Here is a 17762-nt window from a genome sequence, read left to right as displayed (position 1 = left end):
GGCGTTTCACTTTTCTATGGCGGTACTGCTGCCTTCGATTCTGTTCCTTTGGCATCAGACTCTCACAGCCAGATTCCGCACACTCATTGTCGCCGGCGTCGGCGTCCTGCTGCTTGTCGGTGGGACGATCTTCCTCGCTCGCGCCGGCTTGCTCGAACAGACCTTCGTGCCGCTCTATCCAACGGCACTAAATCCGTACCACCTGTTTTCGCTCCAGCATCTGACGGATCTGGCCAACGTCGTGATCCGCAACCACGCGCTTCTGCCCGTGCTGCTCATTACACCAGTCTTCCGCCGCCTGCCGGAACGCAATCTACTTCTTACCGCGATCATCCCCGCCGTACTTTTCACGATTCTGATCGATCCCAAGATCGGCGCCGTTCGCGACTGGGACTTGCTCAGCGCCGCCGCCGCACCCGGCTTGTCCGCGCTCATCATCACGCTCCGTCGCCTGTTTGCCGCCGACCACCGCGCGGGCTATCAATTACTTCTGCCGTTCTTCTTGTTTGGCGTCTTGCACACCGGTAGTTGGCTGCTGCTCAATTCCGATCGCCAGCGCGGCTACGAATTCGTCAAAGGCGTAATCCAGCATGATGTTCATTACACCTCGGCCTACTACGACGGCTATCGCCTGATCCCTTGGCACGTCCTCGCCTACAATGTCTACGACGACGTTCCCGAGGCGGTTCGCGTACTCGAAATGCACCTGCGCACCCACCCGACCGACATCTACAATGCCTACCAACTGGCCGTTATCAAGAGCCTTGCCGGCGAGACCCAGGCGGCCGCCCGCCTCGTGCGCGACCGCTGGTATCCGGCACTGCTCGAACAACCCCGCATGGCTTGGGAGTTGTCGCGCGTCTTTCGCCGTGCCGACAGCCCCGGTGAGCAGGAGGCAGTCTTGCGCGCGTATCTCAACCTCAAGGGCGACCATGACTGGATCACCTATGAACTCGGTTCGCTCCTGCGTGATCGCGGCCAACTCGATTCCGCTTGGGCGCTGCAATCCTCGGTGCTCGCGCGCAAGAACATGCTCACGCTCGAACATCAGGTCGATTTCGCGCTGTTTGCCGTCGAGCGCAACCGGCCGACGGTGGCCATGGCACTCCTGCGTGAACTCAGCCCGCGCCTGGACGATCCCTACCGCACAACTGCCGCGCGTCTGGCCGATGCGCTCGCCCGCAACGACTCGTTCCGCATCGGCGAGTTGCAGGCACAATTGCGGCTGTTCCTGGATAAATAGCGTTATCGAAAATCGCGCGACTTGATCGCCAAATCTTGGAAGGCAAATTCCAGCGGCCGGAAATCTCTCCCGATCACGTTGATCACCCCGTCCTGCTTTTCCACCGTCCCGGTTACTACCAGCGCCTTGCCGTCGGTCACGATCCGCCCGAATTGCGCCACCTGCTGTGGTTTGACCACGACGTTGATAAACCCGGCCTCGTCTTCCAGCGTGATAAACAAAAACCCCTTCGCTGTTCCGGGCCGTTGCCGGATCACGATTATTCCCGCTACCTGCACTCGTTGCCGGTCGGGCGTTTGCGCCAAATCCGCCGAGTTCTTGAATCCCCGCGCCGCCAGTTGCGGCCGCACAAAGCGCATCAAATGCGGCGCCGTCGACAAATCCATCCCCTTGAAATCCGCGATCAATTCCTCGGCGGGAAGCATTACCGGCAGAAGCAGCGCGCCCCGTTCCGGCGTCGGCAAACGTAGTTCCTGGCTCGATCTCCCGGTAAGTGCCATAATCTGCCACGCCGCCTGCCGCCGCGTAATTCCGAAACTGTCAAACGCTCCGACCATCGCCAACTGCTGCAGCGCGCCGCGATTCAATTGCGTGCGGTACACAAAATCTTCCAGCGACGCAAACGGCCCGCGTGCCAGTTCGCGCTCGATTATCTCCTGCGCATCCGCCCCCAATCCCTTGACGTACCGGTATCCCAACCGCACTGCCGGCTGCTCGTTCTGTGTACCTTCGGATTCACCGCCCGCGGCGTCTTTCTCCCTCATCCGTGAGCGAACCGAATCGGGCGCGAGGGAGCTTTCCCGCAATTCGAGTTTCTCCGCAGTTGAAGTCGTCGCGGCACGAACATCCGCCTCGATCGTGCAATCCCACGAACTCCGATTGACATCCACCGGCAAAAACGTCACCTCGCGTCGCTGCCCCTCGTAAACAATGCTCGCCGGCGAATAAAACCCCATCGGCTGCGCGTTCAGCAGCGCGCAGTAAAACTCCGGCGCGAAGTAGACCTTCAGGTACGCCGACACATACACCAGCAGGGCAAACGATGCCGCGTGCGATTCGGGGAAGCCGTAGTCGGCGAACGCCGTCAACTGCTTGTAGATTCGCATCGCCACCTCCTGCTCGATCCCGTGCCGCGTCATCCCCTCGATTAGATCCAGCGCGATCGCCTCCATGCGCTCGCGCGATCGTTTGTGCCCCATGGCACGTCGCAATTCATCCGCCTGGCTCGGACTGAATCCCGCCGCCGCAATCGCCACCTGCATCCCTTGCTCCTGAAACAGCGGCACTCCGAGCGTCCGCTCTAAAATCGGCTTGAGCGACGGATGCGGATAGGTCACCTCCTCCTCGCCCGCTCGCCGTCGCAGATACGGATGCACCATCTCCCCCTGAATCGGCCCCGGCCGAATCAGCGCCACTTCGACCACCAGATCATAAAAACAACGCGGTTGCAGGCGCGGCAGCGTGTTCATCTGCGCGCGCGACTCGACCTGAAACACCCCGACCGTCTCGGCCTTGCTGAGCAACTCGTACACCCGCGGATCGTCATACGCCAGTTTCGCCGGATCGAGCTTCAGCCCGCGCTGGCGCGCAATCAGCTTGAACGCAATATCGATCAACGACAGCATCCCCAGTCCCAACAGATCGATCTTAACCAGCCCGACCTCACCCGCATCATCCTTATCCCACTGGATCACGCTCCGCTCCGGCATCGTGGCATTTTCGATCGGCACCACCTGCGACAACGGCTTACCGGTGACGATCATCCCCCCCGAGTGGATACCGAGATGGCGTGGAAAATCCTGAATCTGCTGCGCCAGTTCCAGCAGTAACCCCACCCGCGCGCTGCCGCTGTTCAGTTTGGCTTCTTCGATAATCGCCGTGACATCATCGCCGCTCGAATAGTGGTGCAGCAGCTTGGCCAGCCGGTCCACTTCCTCCAGCGAAAATCCCAGCGCCTTCCCGACATCGCGTACCGCCGACCGCCCGCGATAGCAGATCACCTCGCAGACCATCGCCGCATGCGCGCGCCCGTATTTGTTGTAGACATACTGAATCACCTCTTCACGCCGGTTGTTGGCGATATCGATGTCGATATCCGGCGGTTCGCGCCGCTCCTCCGACAAGAACCGCTCGAACAGCAATTTCAGCTTGATCGGATCCACCGCCGTTATCCCCAGGCAATAGCACACCGCCGAATTCGCCGCCGACCCGCGCCCCTGCGCCAGAATCGCCTGTTCGTGGCAAAACCGCGCGATATCCCACACGATCAAAAAATACCCCGATAAATCGAGCTTGTTGATCAGGTGCAACTCGTGCTCCAGTTGTCGTCGCTGTGCCGGCAAAATCGTACCCCAGCGTTCGCGCGCGCCGCGGTAGGTGATTTCGCGCAGATAGGTGTGCGGCGTATGCCCTGTGGGGATCGCAAACTCCGGCAGGGAAGTCGGCAGCGCATTCAGGACAAACCGGCAGCGCTCCGCAATCGTCTGGGTGTTGGCCACCGCTTCCGGATACGCCTGGAACAGCCGCGCCATCTCCGCCGGTGCCTTCAGATACCGCTCGCCGTTGGGATAGAGCCTCCCGTTGGCGGCATCCAGATCGGTGTGGTGTTTGATACAGGTCAGCACATCCTGCAACCGTCGGCCGTCGGCGCGTGCGTAATGCACATTATTGGTCGCGACGCAGGGAAGTCCCAACTGCTTCCCGAGCGCATACAGCCGGTCGCACACCGTCTCCTGCTGCGGCAGATGATGATTCTGCATCTCCAGATAAAAATTCTCCCCCCCGAACAACTCGCCGTACCGACTCGCCGCTGCCGCTGCTGCTGTCGTCTCGCCCCGCCGCAACAGCGTCGGAATCTCCCCCCGCCCGCATCCCGACAGCGCAATCAGTCCTTCGCGATATTTGTCCAACTGCTCCCACCCGATCCGCGCCTCGCCCTTTTCATGCGGCAGCTGTCCCGCCGTGATCAATTGCGACAAATTGGCGTAACCGCCCTCGTCCTTGATCAACAGCACCAGATGCCGGCCGGTGTCGAGTGTGATCTCTGCGCCGAAAATCGGCCGCACCCCTTTGCGCTGGGCTACCTGGTTAAATCGAACAATCCCATACAGCCCGTTGTGATCGGTCAGCGCCAGCGCGGGATAACACAATTGCGCAGCGGCTTCAACCAGATCTTCCGGATGCGACGCGCCGTCCAAAAACGAGAAATTCGAGTGGCAGTGCAGTTCGATGTAGTTCATTCAATCAAACACCCCCTGCAAGTACCAGCCCGCGCCCGCCACTCCCCGGCACGCCCCATCTCTGATCTGGCCTTCACTCTCGCGACCTCGAATACCACGCGCACGGGATGTTTCTCCCCTCTCCCCCCTGGGAGACGGGTCGGGGGTGAGGGGGCTCGACATCCCGTTCCCCGTACCAAACGACGCACGCGATTCCCCCTTAGCAAAGGGGGCTAGGGGGTTGTATTTGTTACCCTTTCCCGCGCTGACGCTCTCCGTAATCCTCACGCCTTGCTTCAACGTGTCATTGCGAGGAGCGAACGTTGCTTGACCATTTCCTCCGCTCTCCGCTGCGGAATTAACCGCCCCCGGCACCACCCGATAAATCAAATACACCTCCCCCCGCTCGGTTTCCACCTCGAAATAGTCGCGCCGAAACTCGTCATGCCACCAGCGCCCCGACACCTGCCACGGCCCGTGACAGCGCACAATCCGCCGCCTCTGTCCCCCCACGATCATCAGCCGCGGTTGTTCGTTCTCGCTGATCACCTCAATCCGTCGCACCGGGTTGAACGTTCGCAGTCCGACAATCCCCGCCAGCGCGAAGGCGGGCCGGCTGCTGCACGTTTCCGGAAGCGGCAGCTCCGGCGGTGGGGAAGTTGCATGAGGATCAAAACGACTGAGCGAGTAACAATCCTCCGGCAACACCGCGGCGTGAATTCGTACGGTCAGGAGTGACTTGCGGAGAATCTGCTGTTCCAGGATACGCTCTTCATTGCCGGTATCGCCCCGGACGGCCAAATCCAACTGCGTTGGGTGCAGCGGCATGGTCGCCAGCGGCGCGACCGCGATCTCTACCACCCCGTCGTCAACGTGTGCCTGTTCCAACTGATGTTGCAGTTGCCGCCGCAACTTGCGCAGCGACAATGTTGGCTTGTCGACCGCCAACTCCAGTGTCTGCCGCGAGCGGTCGGCAAACTGCAACCGTACCGCCATCCGCCCACACGCCAGCCCGCGCCGCCCCAATTGCTGCAACAGCGGCTTCATCGCGCGCTCGGCCAAATCCAGGACCAGCGGCAACTGACAGTACGGATCATCCAATATCAGTCGCTCGGTCAAATCTTCTTCCAATGCCAGCGGCACGAAATGACGCGGATCGTTGCCGCGCGCCAGGTGCGCAATCAGCGCCCCCTCCGCACCGAACCGCGCGACTAATTCGTTTGCCGGAAATTCCGCCGCCTGCCCGATCGTCCGAATCCCCAGCGCCAGCAACTGCTCGCGGACTTCCACACTAACCGGAAGATGCTTCACCGGCAACGGCGCCAAAAATACGCGCGCCGTCCCCGCCGCAACAGCCTGCACCGTTCCCGGTCGCGTCAATTCCGCCGCCAGCCGTGCCACAAACGGGTTGTCGCCGATCCCCGCCTGCACCGGCAAACCGTAATCCTTGATTGTCCGCACGATCCGCTCGGCCAGCGGATGCTCGCCACCGTAAAGCGCGTCAAAACCTTCCGCCGCCACCAGCAACACCCCCGGCGTTTCCACCTCGATCAGTGGCGCGATCGCCTGTAGTCGCGTCAGCAACTCCTGAAGTTCCTCTTCTTCCCGCGCCGGATTCTTTGTCTTGACCACCAAACCCGCGCACAGCATTCCCGCCTGCGCCGCCGTCATCCCGACCGTCACTCCCGCCTTGGCTGCTTTGCCGTTAACTTCCAAAACCAACGCCGTATCGGTGCCATCCTCTGCCAGCACCGCGGCGTCGAGCAGAAGATGCGGATCGTCCTTGCAGTAAAGCGCCAATCCAAACCGCGGAATCAGCGCACAGACCACTCGTCCCGCCGCATCTTTTTCCCCCCTCCTCCTTCTGGGCGAGGGGACGGGGGTGAGGGGACTCGACGACTCAGGCTTTGTACCAACCGACGTTCGCGATTCCCCCTTGGCAAAGGGGCCAAGGGGGCTTTTTTGCCCCGCTCCCCGTCGCGCCACAATCGTCCGCCACATCTGCGCGACATGAAAAGAACGATCAGGCAGCTTCAAGGTGCAGCCGTCCTTTCGCCCCCTCGTTGTTGATCCGGCTCCGCGTGGCGGTAACTTCCAGTGTGTGGCGGTCGAGCTTGTGCACCGTCAGTTGCAGCGAGACAAAACTGGCCGGGAGCAGATGCACCCCAGCTTCGGTCAAAAATACCCCCAGGGCCTTGGCGCGCGTGATCTGCCGGCGCAGCCGATGCAGCATAATCCGCGGCAGTACCTCACGCCCTCCCGCCAGGTCAAACACCGCGCAGTTCACCAGCTTTGCCTCCAGCAGTAGCTCGACTCCGCGAATCGCCTCGCCGATCCGTTCCGGTCGCAACAGCAAAATTTGCCGCGGGTCGATTCCAGCCGCTGCCGCTGCCGGCGGGAAGAATGTCCCCGTCCCGTCAACATAAACCAGCCGTGGCGTTGGCGTCAGCGCCGCCAGCGTTCGCAACAGTAACCCGGTTTTGCCCGAGGACACCCCGCCCGTAATCTCCAAAATCTGTCCATACGGAATCCCCGACTTCGGAAATACCCCGCCGAGTGATTCCAGGTTGATGCGAAAACATGTCCGTGGATCAAACTGGTCAACATATCCCGCCTCGGGCCACTGCCCCCGCAACAACTCCCGTAGTACCGCCAAATGAGAGCTTTCCCTTTCCGATTCCGCTTCAGCACCGGCACTCTCAACAATCCCCATGCCTTGCTTCAACGTGTCATGGCGAGGAGCGAACGTTCCCTCACCATTCCCTCCGCGCTCCGCCGCGACGAAGCAATCTCGTATGCGCTGATTCATGGGAGTGAGACTGCTACGCTTCGCTTGCGTTGACGATGATCCTACTTTCTCAGCAGTTCCTAAGCGAGAGGGGTCGGGGGTGAGGGAGCTTTCCCTCCCGCCTAAATCCCGAATATCTAACTCTAACTGTCTCATATATACTGCACAAATGTGCAGTAATAGTTACGGTAAATCGCCCTGAAAGATCAATCACTTTTGTGACTTTTTAGGATTGACGGAAACAGCGACAGTCACGTCAATTATATGAAGCCAGAGGAGGCGCTATGAAAAGGCTGGTAACAATACTCGGCGTCACAGCCATCCTTTGCGGCTGCGGCGACAAATCGATCACTTCCCCCAAGGATGAACCGCAATCCAAACTAATGTACCTTGACGAAACCATCGTCCAGGAGATCTCCGATTGGATACCCGGTGTTGCCGTTGGGGAAGGCGACATCGAATTCGATCTCAGCCAGGACCCGCTCTATCGCGACAGCTCCGCCAACGACTTCGAAATCAGATACACGACCGGTACCTCGGCCGACGTCCCCAACTGGTTGTGGCGGCCCGAGGCGGAAGACTGGGTCCAGTTTTCGCCGCAGGATGCACCGGGCTATGTCGTCCACCCCATGTTCTCCTGCAAGTACAACAGCTTGTCCGGAACCCGAATTGCATTACCCAACGTGATCTCACCCGTAGGCACGATTCGATTCCGCAGTTCCTCGCCATACCTCGCAGATTTTGCCAACCTGGAGTGCCGGTTGGCCCTGAGAACTTATCAACTGCACTCGAAATACTTCGCCGTCGTGCTTCAACTTGAAGACGGATCTCGCGCCTACGACATCGCTTTCGACGGTCAGTATCTGTGGACCTTCGGGCACTATCCCCCCTCGCTCTACAAGTTCACGACCAGCGGCGAACTTGTGAATCGTTACGACATCAGCATTGAGAATTCCTCCGACATCTGCTTTGATGGCGCCAACCTCTGGCTAATCGCCGGATACTCCCTGGCGCGTTTCAACACCGATGGAGAGATTCTGAATCAGGTGACTCTGCCGACCCGAACTTTCTTTTCCGTGACCGCCGGCGCCGATCGACTCTGGTTCTTGAAATACGAACCAGACTCCTGGCTCGCCGTCAGCTATACCATCGACTCGCTGCTATCGGGTGAACCTCTCGGCATACCGCTGGCATTTTCTCTCGATCGCTTCAACGAGATTACCGACTTGGCGTATCACAGCGGAAACTTGGTGATCGCAACCACCGGGTCACTTGTCGCTGTCGATGCCGATGGTGAGCCGGTCCGAGACTATCCCCTGCCGGTGAAAATGGTCTCCTCCGTTGACTTCGATGACAGCACCGTCTGGATCCTGCATCACGGGCCTGTCGGGTCATCGTACTACACGCGCATCGCTACGCAGTTCGCCATCCGCTAAAACACCGAAGGGTGCGCTTGCGCGCACCCTCCAACCGACTGTCCTCTTTTCGCAGGCCCCTATGGACAAAGCGTGATATACACCGCACATGTGCACGGCGCCGGTCCCCCCGCAAAGATGTAATTGATCAAGTACACCGCATCCGAAATCGACACCGCGCAATTGCAATCGGCATCGCCGTTACACGGCGTCGGCCCACCCGCGAAGATATAGTTGATCAAGAACACGGCGTCTGAGATCGTGTGCATCCCATTCCCGTCGGCATCGCCCGGAATACAGACACAACTGCTGCTGTCGCACGCATCACCAATGCCGTCAGCATCGCTGTCTGCCTGCGACGGATTCGGTACCGTCAGACAGTTGTCGCACGAGTCACCGACAGCGTCGCCGTCAACGTCCTCCTGGAACGGATTCACCTTGGCCGGACAGTTGTCGCACGCGTTCCCGCGCCCATCGCCATCGCCATCGGCCTGGCCGGGATTACTGACGCTCGGACAATTGTCGCAGGCATCCCCGAACGGATCGCCATCCGCATTCGCTTGCCCCGGATTCGGGGTGGTCGGGCAATTGTCGCAAGCATCTCCAACCAAGTCGGCGTCGGCGTCGGTCTGCGAGGTGTTGGAAATCGTCGGGCAGTTGTCGCAAACGTCGCCTACGCCATCGCTATCGCCGTCGCCTTGGCCGGGATTCGGGGTGGCGGGGCAATTGTCGCAGACATCACCCACGCTATCGCTGTCACCGTCCGCTTGACCGACGTTCGGGACGGTCGGGCAATTGTCGCAGACATCACCCACTCCATCGCCGTCGCCATCCGCTTGACCGACGTTCGGGGTGGTCGGACAGTTGTCGCAGACATCACCCACGCCGTCGCCGTCGCCATCCGCCTGACCAACGTTCGGGGTGGTCGGGCAGTTGTCGCAGACATCACCCACGCCGTCGCCGTCGCCATCCGCCTGACCAACGTTCGGGGTGGTCGGACAATTGTCGCAGACATCACCCACGCCGTCGCCGTCGCCGTCCGTCTGACCAACGTTCGGGGTGGTCGGGCAGTTGTCGCAGACATCACCCACGCCGTCGCCGTCGCCATCGGCTTGGCCCGGGTTCGGAATCGTCGGGCAGTTGTCGGAAATATCCGGAATTCCATCCCCGTCGGTGTCCGGGAAGCAAGTCGGCACTGTCTCTGACCAAATGTCCTGATCTATGCCTGTGACCCGCTCATCATTCCAAGTGGCCAGAAACGGATTGATCGCGTTGAAATCACTGCCAAGATAATGACCAATCGTAATCGGTGCGGGCGGCAGCGGGAATGTTGAAGCCGGCACCAGCGGCGGAACACTCGACAGCAGGCAGTCCGTCCACGTCACGCCGCAGTTCGCCGAAACAGAAATCCAAGTCTGCTTCATGACGTTCGCCGGATCATTCCGCCGGTCGTAATAAGTCACCATGATTCTGCCGCCCGGATCGACCGTAATCTTCGGCGCCCATTGATCCCGGCCGTTGCCGACCGGGTCCTGATTGACCCGCACTGGCGGCAGCCAGGTTCCCGGCAGACCGTTCGGACTGGAAGAGAACCAGATGTCGATGTCTGCGGCGTTAATACCCGCCCAGACTGCAAAGACTGTCCCGGGACAGGGACTGGCCGCAGGTGCCACCGCAATCGAGATGTTTGTCGTCGCGCTCACGCCCGGTGCAATCACGGGCGGAATCGGCACAATCGGGCTGATGACCGCCACTGGCCCAAATGCCGCGCCCAAACCCGGCGCGCCCGTGATAAACGCCGTCACACCGTCAGTCCAGGCTACATAAACGCCGCCCGGAGGAATAACACCGTTTCCGGGAGGCCCCATCACCGCCACCGACGGCCGATGCGCTGCCATCCCGTTGCCCGATACCGGCCCACCGATCAGGGCCACGGGCACGCTGAACGCCGGGTATATCGGTGCTGGACCCGCCGCTGTTCGCGAGTAGGAATACCAGATGGTGTAGCCGTCACCGCCAGGATCGTCGAACGGATTGCCGTTACCGTCGGCGTCGATGCCATTCACGTTCAAGTATTCGACCCAGGCGGTATGGATCGTTCCGACTGCCATTGGCGGATTCATCGGAAACGCATCTACCTCCAGATTCGGATAATCAAACCAGTTACCGCCCGGCGCATTCACCGGTGAAACCGGAACCCCCGCCGCAAACGGTCCGCCCCCGCCTGCAGAGGGATGAATCAATATCTGGTTCGGCGACACCCATGGCGGTGCCGCACCGTAAGCCGCCGCCACCGCAAAGAACGCGCCCCCTGGATGTGCCGAAACCGAAGGATTCCACTCAAATGGATAGGGTGGCGTCGCCGGGATCACCGCCGGCGCCCAGGCCGCACCGCCAGTCAACGTCGGCGCATAACCAATCAGGGAAGTACCGAATCCGGGCGGTGGAAACTCGGTCCAGACCGCGTACGCCACCCCCGGTACTGTCTCGCTCACTGCTACCGATGAGTTGTGCTGCTCGGTCATCGGCGGGCTGGCGTTGACAATGACATTGGGCAGTGCCATCGCTCCCGGCGAAAATCCACTGAATATGCCGGCCGCCATGGCAGTTGCTATGGCGACGACGAGCCAACATCGAGCTTGAGACATAACGTCCTCCCGATACGAAATATGTGTTGTCAGGGTGCAACAAATTCCGCCGCTGCTGACTGCCTTGATCGCCGGGCGGTGACACAATAAGCCCCTGCCCCCGCGCGCTGCCACGCCGAGCGAAGTGCCTGATTCTCTTGGTGGATCTGTTGTGTTAATCCAAAAATAACCCTCTCCAGTGCATTTTGTCAATTGGAATTTGCCGCAAATGCCGATCCGGCGTATAATCGCATAGCAATTCTTGCCCTGACTCGATGAGGACTGATCGATGAAACAGATACTGCCCCTCGCGGCCATTGTCGCCCTAGCTTTGACTGCCGCCTTCGCGGCAACGCCGATTGCGGACAAGTCGAATCGGACCGCCCTTTACAATCTCTCTTGGCTGCTCGGCTCCTGGAGAATGACCGGCGCCAGGGATGTCACCTTCGAAACCTGGCAACGCCCCGACTCCACCTCTTTCGTCGGCAATAGCGTCACCCTCGCCGGAGCCGACACCGTCTTTTCGGAGAAGCTTTCGCTCCTGGCCACCGACAGCGGGCTCTTCTACGTCGCCGAAGTCGCTCATAACCCCGCGCCGACGTACTTCAAGATGATCCGGCAGGATTCCGTTACGACCGTCTTCGAGAACCCGGCCCACGACTTCCCGACACGCATCATCTATGCCCGGATCAGCGCCGATTCCCTTCATGCGCGCATCGAGGGTCTCCGCCAAGGGAAGCCTGCCGGAGTTGATTTTCTCTACGAGCGCGCAAAGTGAGGTAGACGCCGCTGGCGTCACCGCTTATATTCGCCCTGATATTGGCTGGGAAGAGAACCTGAGAGATTGAGGCGGGCCGCAATGGCCGAACCAAAAAAGAACCCGAAGCGGAAAGCCAAGTCAAAAAAACCGGAAAAAGCCACCGGCACCGGCCTGAAGTATGTCATTTACCTCGTGATCGCGGTTGTGGCCGTCGTTGCCGCCATCACCTTGGTTCGCGATTCCAGCAAGCCTGCGGCCAACTCCTCGACCGGCGGTGCTTCAACGGACAACATGCTGATCCGCCTCGAATTCCAGCGCGAAGCTATCCTCAGCTTCTTCGATCCCGGCGGCCAAATGGTCGCCACCATCGATGCTGAATTGGCCGAAAACGACGACGAACGCGCCCGCGGCCTGATGTTTCGCGATCAGATGGAGATGAATCAGGGGATGCTCTTCATCTTTCCGTATGAGATCATCCAGTCATTCTGGATGAAAAACACGATCCTCCCCCTCGACATGATCTTCGTCAACGCCAGCCGCGAAATCGTCACCATCCACAAGAACACTACCCCTTATGCCGAAACCAGCTACCGCTCGTCTGCGCCCGCCAAGTACGTCGTCGAAGTCAACGCCGGCTACACCGATCGCTATGGCATCCGGGAAGGCTACCGCATCAATTGGGTGCGCGCCGACTAAGCCGTCTTCTTCGGAATCTTCCACGATAATATCACCGCCGCCGCGATAATCGCGCAGATGATCCCCAGCGACCACGTGATCGGGAATTTCCCGTCGAAGGCATTGTTCAGCCACACCATCTTCAACCCGACAAAAATCAGCACCAGGGCCAGCCCGTACTTGAGCAGATGGAAACGACTGACGATGTTGGCGAGCAGAAAGTACAGCGCGCGCAATCCGAGAATCGCGAAGACGTTCGAGGTGAAGACAATCAGCGGCTCCTTCGTGATCGCAAAGATCGCCGGTACCGAATCGACCGCGAAGATGATGTCGGAAAACTCCACCAGCACCAGCGCGATCATCAACGGCGTCACATACCACCGGCCGTCTCGCTTCAAGAAAAATCTCTCCCCCTCAATCGTCGGTGTTACCGGGAAGAACTTCCGCAAGAGCCGCACCAGTGGATTCTTTTCCGGCTCGATCCCTTTGTCCGGCGTAAACATCATCTTAATGCCGGTGAGGATCAGGAAGGCGCCAAAGATGTAGACGACAATGTGATACTGCAGCAGCACCGACCCCATCGCGATGAAGATCGCGCGGAAGATCAGCGCCCCGATTATGCCGTAGAACAGCACCCGGTGCTGGTAGGTCAGCGGTATGGCCAGGTAATTGAACACTAGCACGAACACGAAGATATTATCCACGGCCAGCGACTTCTCGACGATGAATCCCGTCAAAAACTCCAGCCCGACCGCTCGCGCCGCTTGCTCGGCGTCGAAGCCGGGAATCGCCAGCAGCCGCGGGTTGTCCGCGAATGTCCAGGCCGCGTACTTGTACAGCGCGAAGTTGAAGATTAGTGCCAACGCAATCCAGATTACGCTCCACGTCGCCGCCTCCTTGTTGGAAACGGCGTGCGCTTTGCGGTGAAAAACCCCCAAATCGAGCGCCAACAACAACAGCACGAATCCGGAAAACGCTAAGTACAGCCACCAGTACTCATTGAAGGGAAACAGTGCCGCCATTCTACTCCGATTTCAATGTGGTTGTCGGTGAAGTGCAATAGGTGGATAGGGAAGACCGACTGTCGCCTGTGCAGGCGGCGCATCGGCACAAACCAGACATTTCCGTCAAACTTCCCATCGCAGGCTTATACGACGGCGCCCGGCAGTTTTGATTGAACTGCCAAGCTCCAAATTTTCACTCCTGGCGATTTCGGAAAAACCGATTGACGCTGATTATGCGCCTGCATAATATGCAACGAATGACTGGGATGGAGAAAGTTGGGATTTACCTGCCATGAGCTTAGCCAAACACACACCGTTTACCGCATGTCACGAAAAACACGGCGCCAAGATGGTCGAATTTGCCGGTTTTTGGATGCCGATCCAATATCACTCGATCAATCAGGAGCATCTCAGGGTGCGCCAGAGCTTGGGAGCCTTTGATCTCTCCCACATGGGCGAGTTCTTTGTCCGCGGCGCCGGCGCGCTCGAGTTTATCCAAAAGATGACGACCAACGACGCCTCCACCCTGCGCATGAACCAGATCCAATACTCCGCGCTCTGCTATCCGGACGGCGGGATTGTTGACGATCTCTTGGTCTACCGCCTGCCGGATGAGTACATGCTCGTCGTCAATGCCTCCAACATCGACAAAGATTTCGCCTGGCTCATGGAACACAAGCCTGCCGGCGTCGATCTCGTAAACAGATCCGACGAAATCGGTCTGCTGGCGATTCAGGGCCCGAAAGCTCAGGCGCTGGCGCAAAAATTGACGAAATTCGACTTCGATACCATGGGCTACTACGAGGCCGGACGCGCCAACTTCTGCGGCCGCGACACCCTCTTCAGCCGTACCGGCTATACCGGCGAAGATGGCTTCGAGATCTACTGCGACCCAGCAATCGCCAAACAGCTTTGGGATCAGGCGATTGACGGCGGCCGTGAATTCGAAATCGAGCCGATCGGCCTCGGCGCCCGCGACAGCCTCCGTCTCGAAATGCGTTACATGCTCTACGGTAACGACATCGACCAACATACTAACCCGATTGAAGCCGGACTCGGCTGGATCTGCAAAGTCGAAAAAGGTGAGTTCATCGGACGGGATGCGATTGTAAAAATGAAGGACGGCAAACCGCCGCGCCGCCTGCAGTCTTTGGTGCTCAAAGACAAGGCCATTCCGCGCCACGGCTACCCGATCTTCATCGGTGATAAGCGGGTAGGCACGGTTACTTCGGGCTGCTTCAGCCCCTCGATTGGACAGGGAATTGCGCTGGGTTACATCGACCGCGAGCACGGCAAGGTCGGCGAGGTCGTCGAAATCGACATTCGTGGCAAACGCTGTGCCGCTGAGGTGGTCAAAGGCGCCTTTTACCGGAACGGAACACACAAATAGTTGGGCATGGTTGTTAAACTCTATTTCACGCCGCAGCCGCTGACTGACGCCAAGCTGCGCGGACGCATTGCTGTCGTTATCGACGTGCTGCGCGCCTCCACTTCCATCTGCACCGCCATCCAAAACGGCTGCCGCGAAATCGTCCCGGTCGGCGCCCCCGGCGACGCCGCCGCCATGCGCGCCAATCTCGACCGCGCCAAGGTGCTCCTCTGCGGCGAACGCGACGGCCACAAGGTCGAAGGCTTCGACCTTGGCAACTCGCCGTCGGAATATGCCGAGGAGGTGGTCAACGACAAGGTGCTGATCTTTGCCTCCACCAACGGCTCGCGCGCCATCCTCAAGTGCGCGCCTGCCATCCAGACGATGATCTGCGGTTTTGTCAATCTGTCCCTCGTCGCCGAGACGATTCTGACTGCACAAAAAGACGTCGCCATCGTCTGTGCCGGCAGACAGGGAAATTTCTCCCTCGAGGACACCTTCTGCGGCGGCGCTCTGATCGACAAGCTCGCTTCTTCCGGCGGCTTTCAGGTCGACAACGATGCGGCCCAGGTGGCTCATATGTGGTATAAGAATCAGACCGACTCGATCGAAGCTGTCGTCAGCCGCGCCGATCACGCGCGCTACCTGCGCGAGATCGGTTACGGCGCCGACATCATCACCGCCTGCGCCGTCGACTCGGTCCGCGTCGTGCCGATCCTGGCCGGCAACAAGGTTGTAGACTTGCAGAGACAGAAAGTCGAGGGAACCGTTTGAGGTTCATATCCCGGGTTGGCATCGTCGCTCTCCTGCTGCTCGCCGCCCCGTTGATCGCTTCCGAGCGCGCCGCTTTTTTCACGTGCGACTTCCTCGAAAAGGCGGCCGATCAGCCGTGGCAGAGCGTCGACCGCCGCAGTTACGCCGCGCTCCTCGAGTCCGAGTTTCAGTTCAGCATGGGCAACTTCAGTTATCGCCTTGTTGCCACCGCCCTCCATGACACGATTATTCAGCTCCAATCGCAGGTCAATTGCACCGCCGACCCGCCGCGCAATTTCTTCAAGCAGGATGTCGTTTTCAAAGGCGCCGCCGTCTTCTGTGACTCGGCGCTCGTCCGCGGCAGCTCCGTTTACCGGATCAAATTGCAGTTTGACTCGCTCGGCCACAGTGCCGCGGACTGCGAGTATCCGATTCGCGGCGATAGCTACGCCAGCGATCCCTCCGGTGATTTCGACTTCTACTATGTCAAGCAGTCCCTTGGCGACTACCGCTGGAACGAAATCCGCGACGCCTTCGAGCGGGACTACGACGGCCTGGTCGAACGCTTCCAGCTGACCGATCGCACCAAGACCAATTTCTACATCGCCCCCTGCCCGGCCGCCGATATCGGCTGGGACCCGCGCTGGCACAACGGCTACGATTATGCTCGCCACAGCGTCTACGCGCACTTCACCCACGCCGTCAACGAGCTGCATCCGGAAGTCGTCTATATGGTCCGACTGATGCGCATCTACGGCTATGCGCCGGCGTTCTTGCTCGAAGGCATGGCCGCCAGCCTGAACTACACTGAGGTCTATCTACAGGACCTCGGCAAAGCCGATCAGTTGCCCGCCCTTGATAGGCTCGGCATCTCGCGCGAATATCGCGCCCTCGATCCGGCCCTGGCGGTCAACGTCGCCGGCTCCTTTGTCAATTTTCTTTACAATACTCGCGGCCGCGGCAAACTGATTGAATTCTACCGCCGCTCCACCGATCTAACCTTTGCCGACGCCTTTACCGGCGTCTACGGTGAGCCGCTTGGCAAAGTCGAAGCTGAGTGGAAGCAGTTCGTTGACACTACCAGTCTCAACCTCGCTGCTCTGAACTTCTTCAGCGAGCGGGCCAAGATGTTCCTTAAGACCCCGGAGATGATGACCTACGCCCGCGCCGCCCACGAACAACTGGGCGATACCACCTGGTCGCCGCGTTTGCTCTCCAGCCTCTACTACACCTTTGGCGACTTTGAGCGCGCTGCCGCGGTGATCCAACCACTGGCGCTGACGGCAGAGCACGACAAGGGCACCCGCGTCTTCTTCGGCAATCTGTTGCTCGCTGCCGGCAAGGTCGACTCCGCCGCCGCCGTTTTTGCGCCGCTTGCCGCCACGGATACGTCCATGTATCAGGCGGGCGCCAAACTGGCACAAATCGAGGAACTGAAAGGCAACCAGCAGAAGGCACTCGACCTGATCCGCGCCGCCCGTACCGTGACGAAAAACCCCGGACTGACGATCGACTACGACCTCGCACTGGGCGATGCCTTCGTTGCTCTCGGCCGCCGCGATTCCGCCGCCGCCTACTTCCAGACGGCGCTGGATAACGCAAAGATCCTCGTCGGCGCTTTCAACGACAATCCGCTGCATCATCTGCGCGTTGGCAAGGCGGCGCTCCGGCTCGGCTCCGCCGACCTCGCCCTCCAGCATCTCGAGGTCGCGCTGTTCCTCGAAGAACGGATGTTCTATATCGGTCAGATCCTGCTGGCGCTCGGTCAGGCTAAGGACTTGAAAAAACAACGGGCTGAAGCTGTCGCCGATTACAAAGAAGTGCTCGAACTGCCAACCGCTTACCTCGACCGCCGGCTGGCCGAACGCCTTCTGAAATCTCCCTATCAGAACTAATCCCGCTTTCATGCG

At 59.7% G+C, this 17762-nt stretch carries 12 protein-coding genes; 7 read left to right on the top strand and 5 right to left on the bottom strand.

The genetic code is table 11. The features are described from left to right. Positions 1–16 precede the first annotated feature (16 nt). Positions 17–1243 carry a hypothetical protein gene (locus IT585_11405; GenBank protein ID MCC6963848.1) on the top strand — a complete coding sequence of 409 codons (1227 nt, stop codon included), beginning with the start codon at positions 17–19 and terminating at the stop codon, positions 1241–1243. 2 nt (positions 1244–1245) lie between these two features. On the opposite strand, the gene IT585_11400 is transcribed toward IT585_11405, so the two are convergent. The 3 genes from IT585_11400 to IT585_11390 form a co-directional block, all read right to left on the bottom strand. Beyond that, a complete protein-coding gene (locus IT585_11400; GenBank protein ID MCC6963847.1) occupies positions 1246–4482 on the bottom strand; it encodes an error-prone DNA polymerase in 3237 nt (1078 codons plus the stop codon). Further along, complete coding sequence (locus tag IT585_11395; protein MCC6963846.1) at positions 4483–6291, bottom strand: DNA polymerase Y family protein; 1809 nt, start codon at positions 6289–6291, stop codon at positions 4483–4485. Between the two features lie 193 nt (positions 6292–6484). Beyond that, positions 6485–7117, bottom strand: coding sequence for a hypothetical protein (locus tag IT585_11390; protein MCC6963845.1), 633 nt, complete (start codon positions 7115–7117; stop codon positions 6485–6487). A 416-nt stretch (positions 7118–7533) separates the two neighbouring features. Between IT585_11390 and IT585_11385 the strand changes: the two genes are divergently transcribed. After that, a complete protein-coding gene (locus tag IT585_11385; protein ID MCC6963844.1) occupies positions 7534–8685 on the top strand; it encodes a hypothetical protein in 1152 nt (383 codons plus the stop codon). Positions 8686–8744: 59 nt separating this feature from the next. On the opposite strand, the gene IT585_11380 is transcribed toward IT585_11385, so the two are convergent. After that, entirely contained in the window at positions 8745–11609 is a 2865-nt protein-coding gene (locus tag IT585_11380; protein ID MCC6963843.1) for a thrombospondin type 3 repeat-containing protein, read from the bottom strand. On the opposite strand from IT585_11380, the gene IT585_11375 reads away from it, so the two are divergent. After that, complete coding sequence (locus IT585_11375) at positions 11581–12069, top strand: hypothetical protein (protein ID MCC6963842.1); 489 nt, start codon at positions 11581–11583, stop codon at positions 12067–12069. The genes IT585_11380 and IT585_11375 overlap by 29 nt on opposite strands. 81 nt (positions 12070–12150) lie before the next feature. Then, positions 12151–12747 carry a DUF192 domain-containing protein gene (locus IT585_11370; protein ID MCC6963841.1) on the top strand — a complete coding sequence of 199 codons (597 nt, stop codon included), beginning with the start codon at positions 12151–12153 and terminating at the stop codon, positions 12745–12747. On the opposite strand, the gene IT585_11365 is transcribed toward IT585_11370, so the two are convergent. Continuing rightward, a complete protein-coding gene (locus IT585_11365) occupies positions 12744–13748 on the bottom strand; it encodes a TerC family protein (protein MCC6963840.1) in 1005 nt (334 codons plus the stop codon). The genes IT585_11370 and IT585_11365 overlap by 4 nt on opposite strands. Positions 13749–14022: 274 nt before the next feature. On the opposite strand from IT585_11365, the gene gcvT reads away from it, so the two are divergent. From gcvT to IT585_11350, 3 genes are read left to right on the top strand one after another with little or no spacing between them, the layout of a single operon-like run. Then, positions 14023–15120, top strand: a complete 1098-nt coding sequence (gene gcvT / locus IT585_11360; protein ID MCC6963839.1) for a glycine cleavage system aminomethyltransferase GcvT — start codon at positions 14023–14025, stop codon at positions 15118–15120. A 6-nt stretch (positions 15121–15126) separates the two neighbouring features. After that, positions 15127–15873 (top strand): 2-phosphosulfolactate phosphatase, encoded by a 747-nt coding sequence (locus IT585_11355; protein ID MCC6963838.1) that lies wholly within the window; start codon positions 15127–15129, stop codon positions 15871–15873. Beyond that, complete coding sequence (locus IT585_11350) at positions 15870–17747, top strand: hypothetical protein (GenBank protein ID MCC6963837.1); 1878 nt, start codon at positions 15870–15872, stop codon at positions 17745–17747. Before IT585_11355 ends, IT585_11350 begins: the two co-directional genes overlap by 4 nt. Positions 17748–17762 lie beyond the last annotated feature (15 nt).

Source organism: Candidatus Zixiibacteriota bacterium (assembly GCA_020853795.1).
Classification (GTDB): domain Bacteria; phylum Zixibacteria; class MSB-5A5; order CAIYYT01; family CAIYYT01; genus JADJGC01.
Note: the sequence above shows the minus strand (reverse complement) of the source record. Positions and strands in the feature narration are given on the sequence as shown.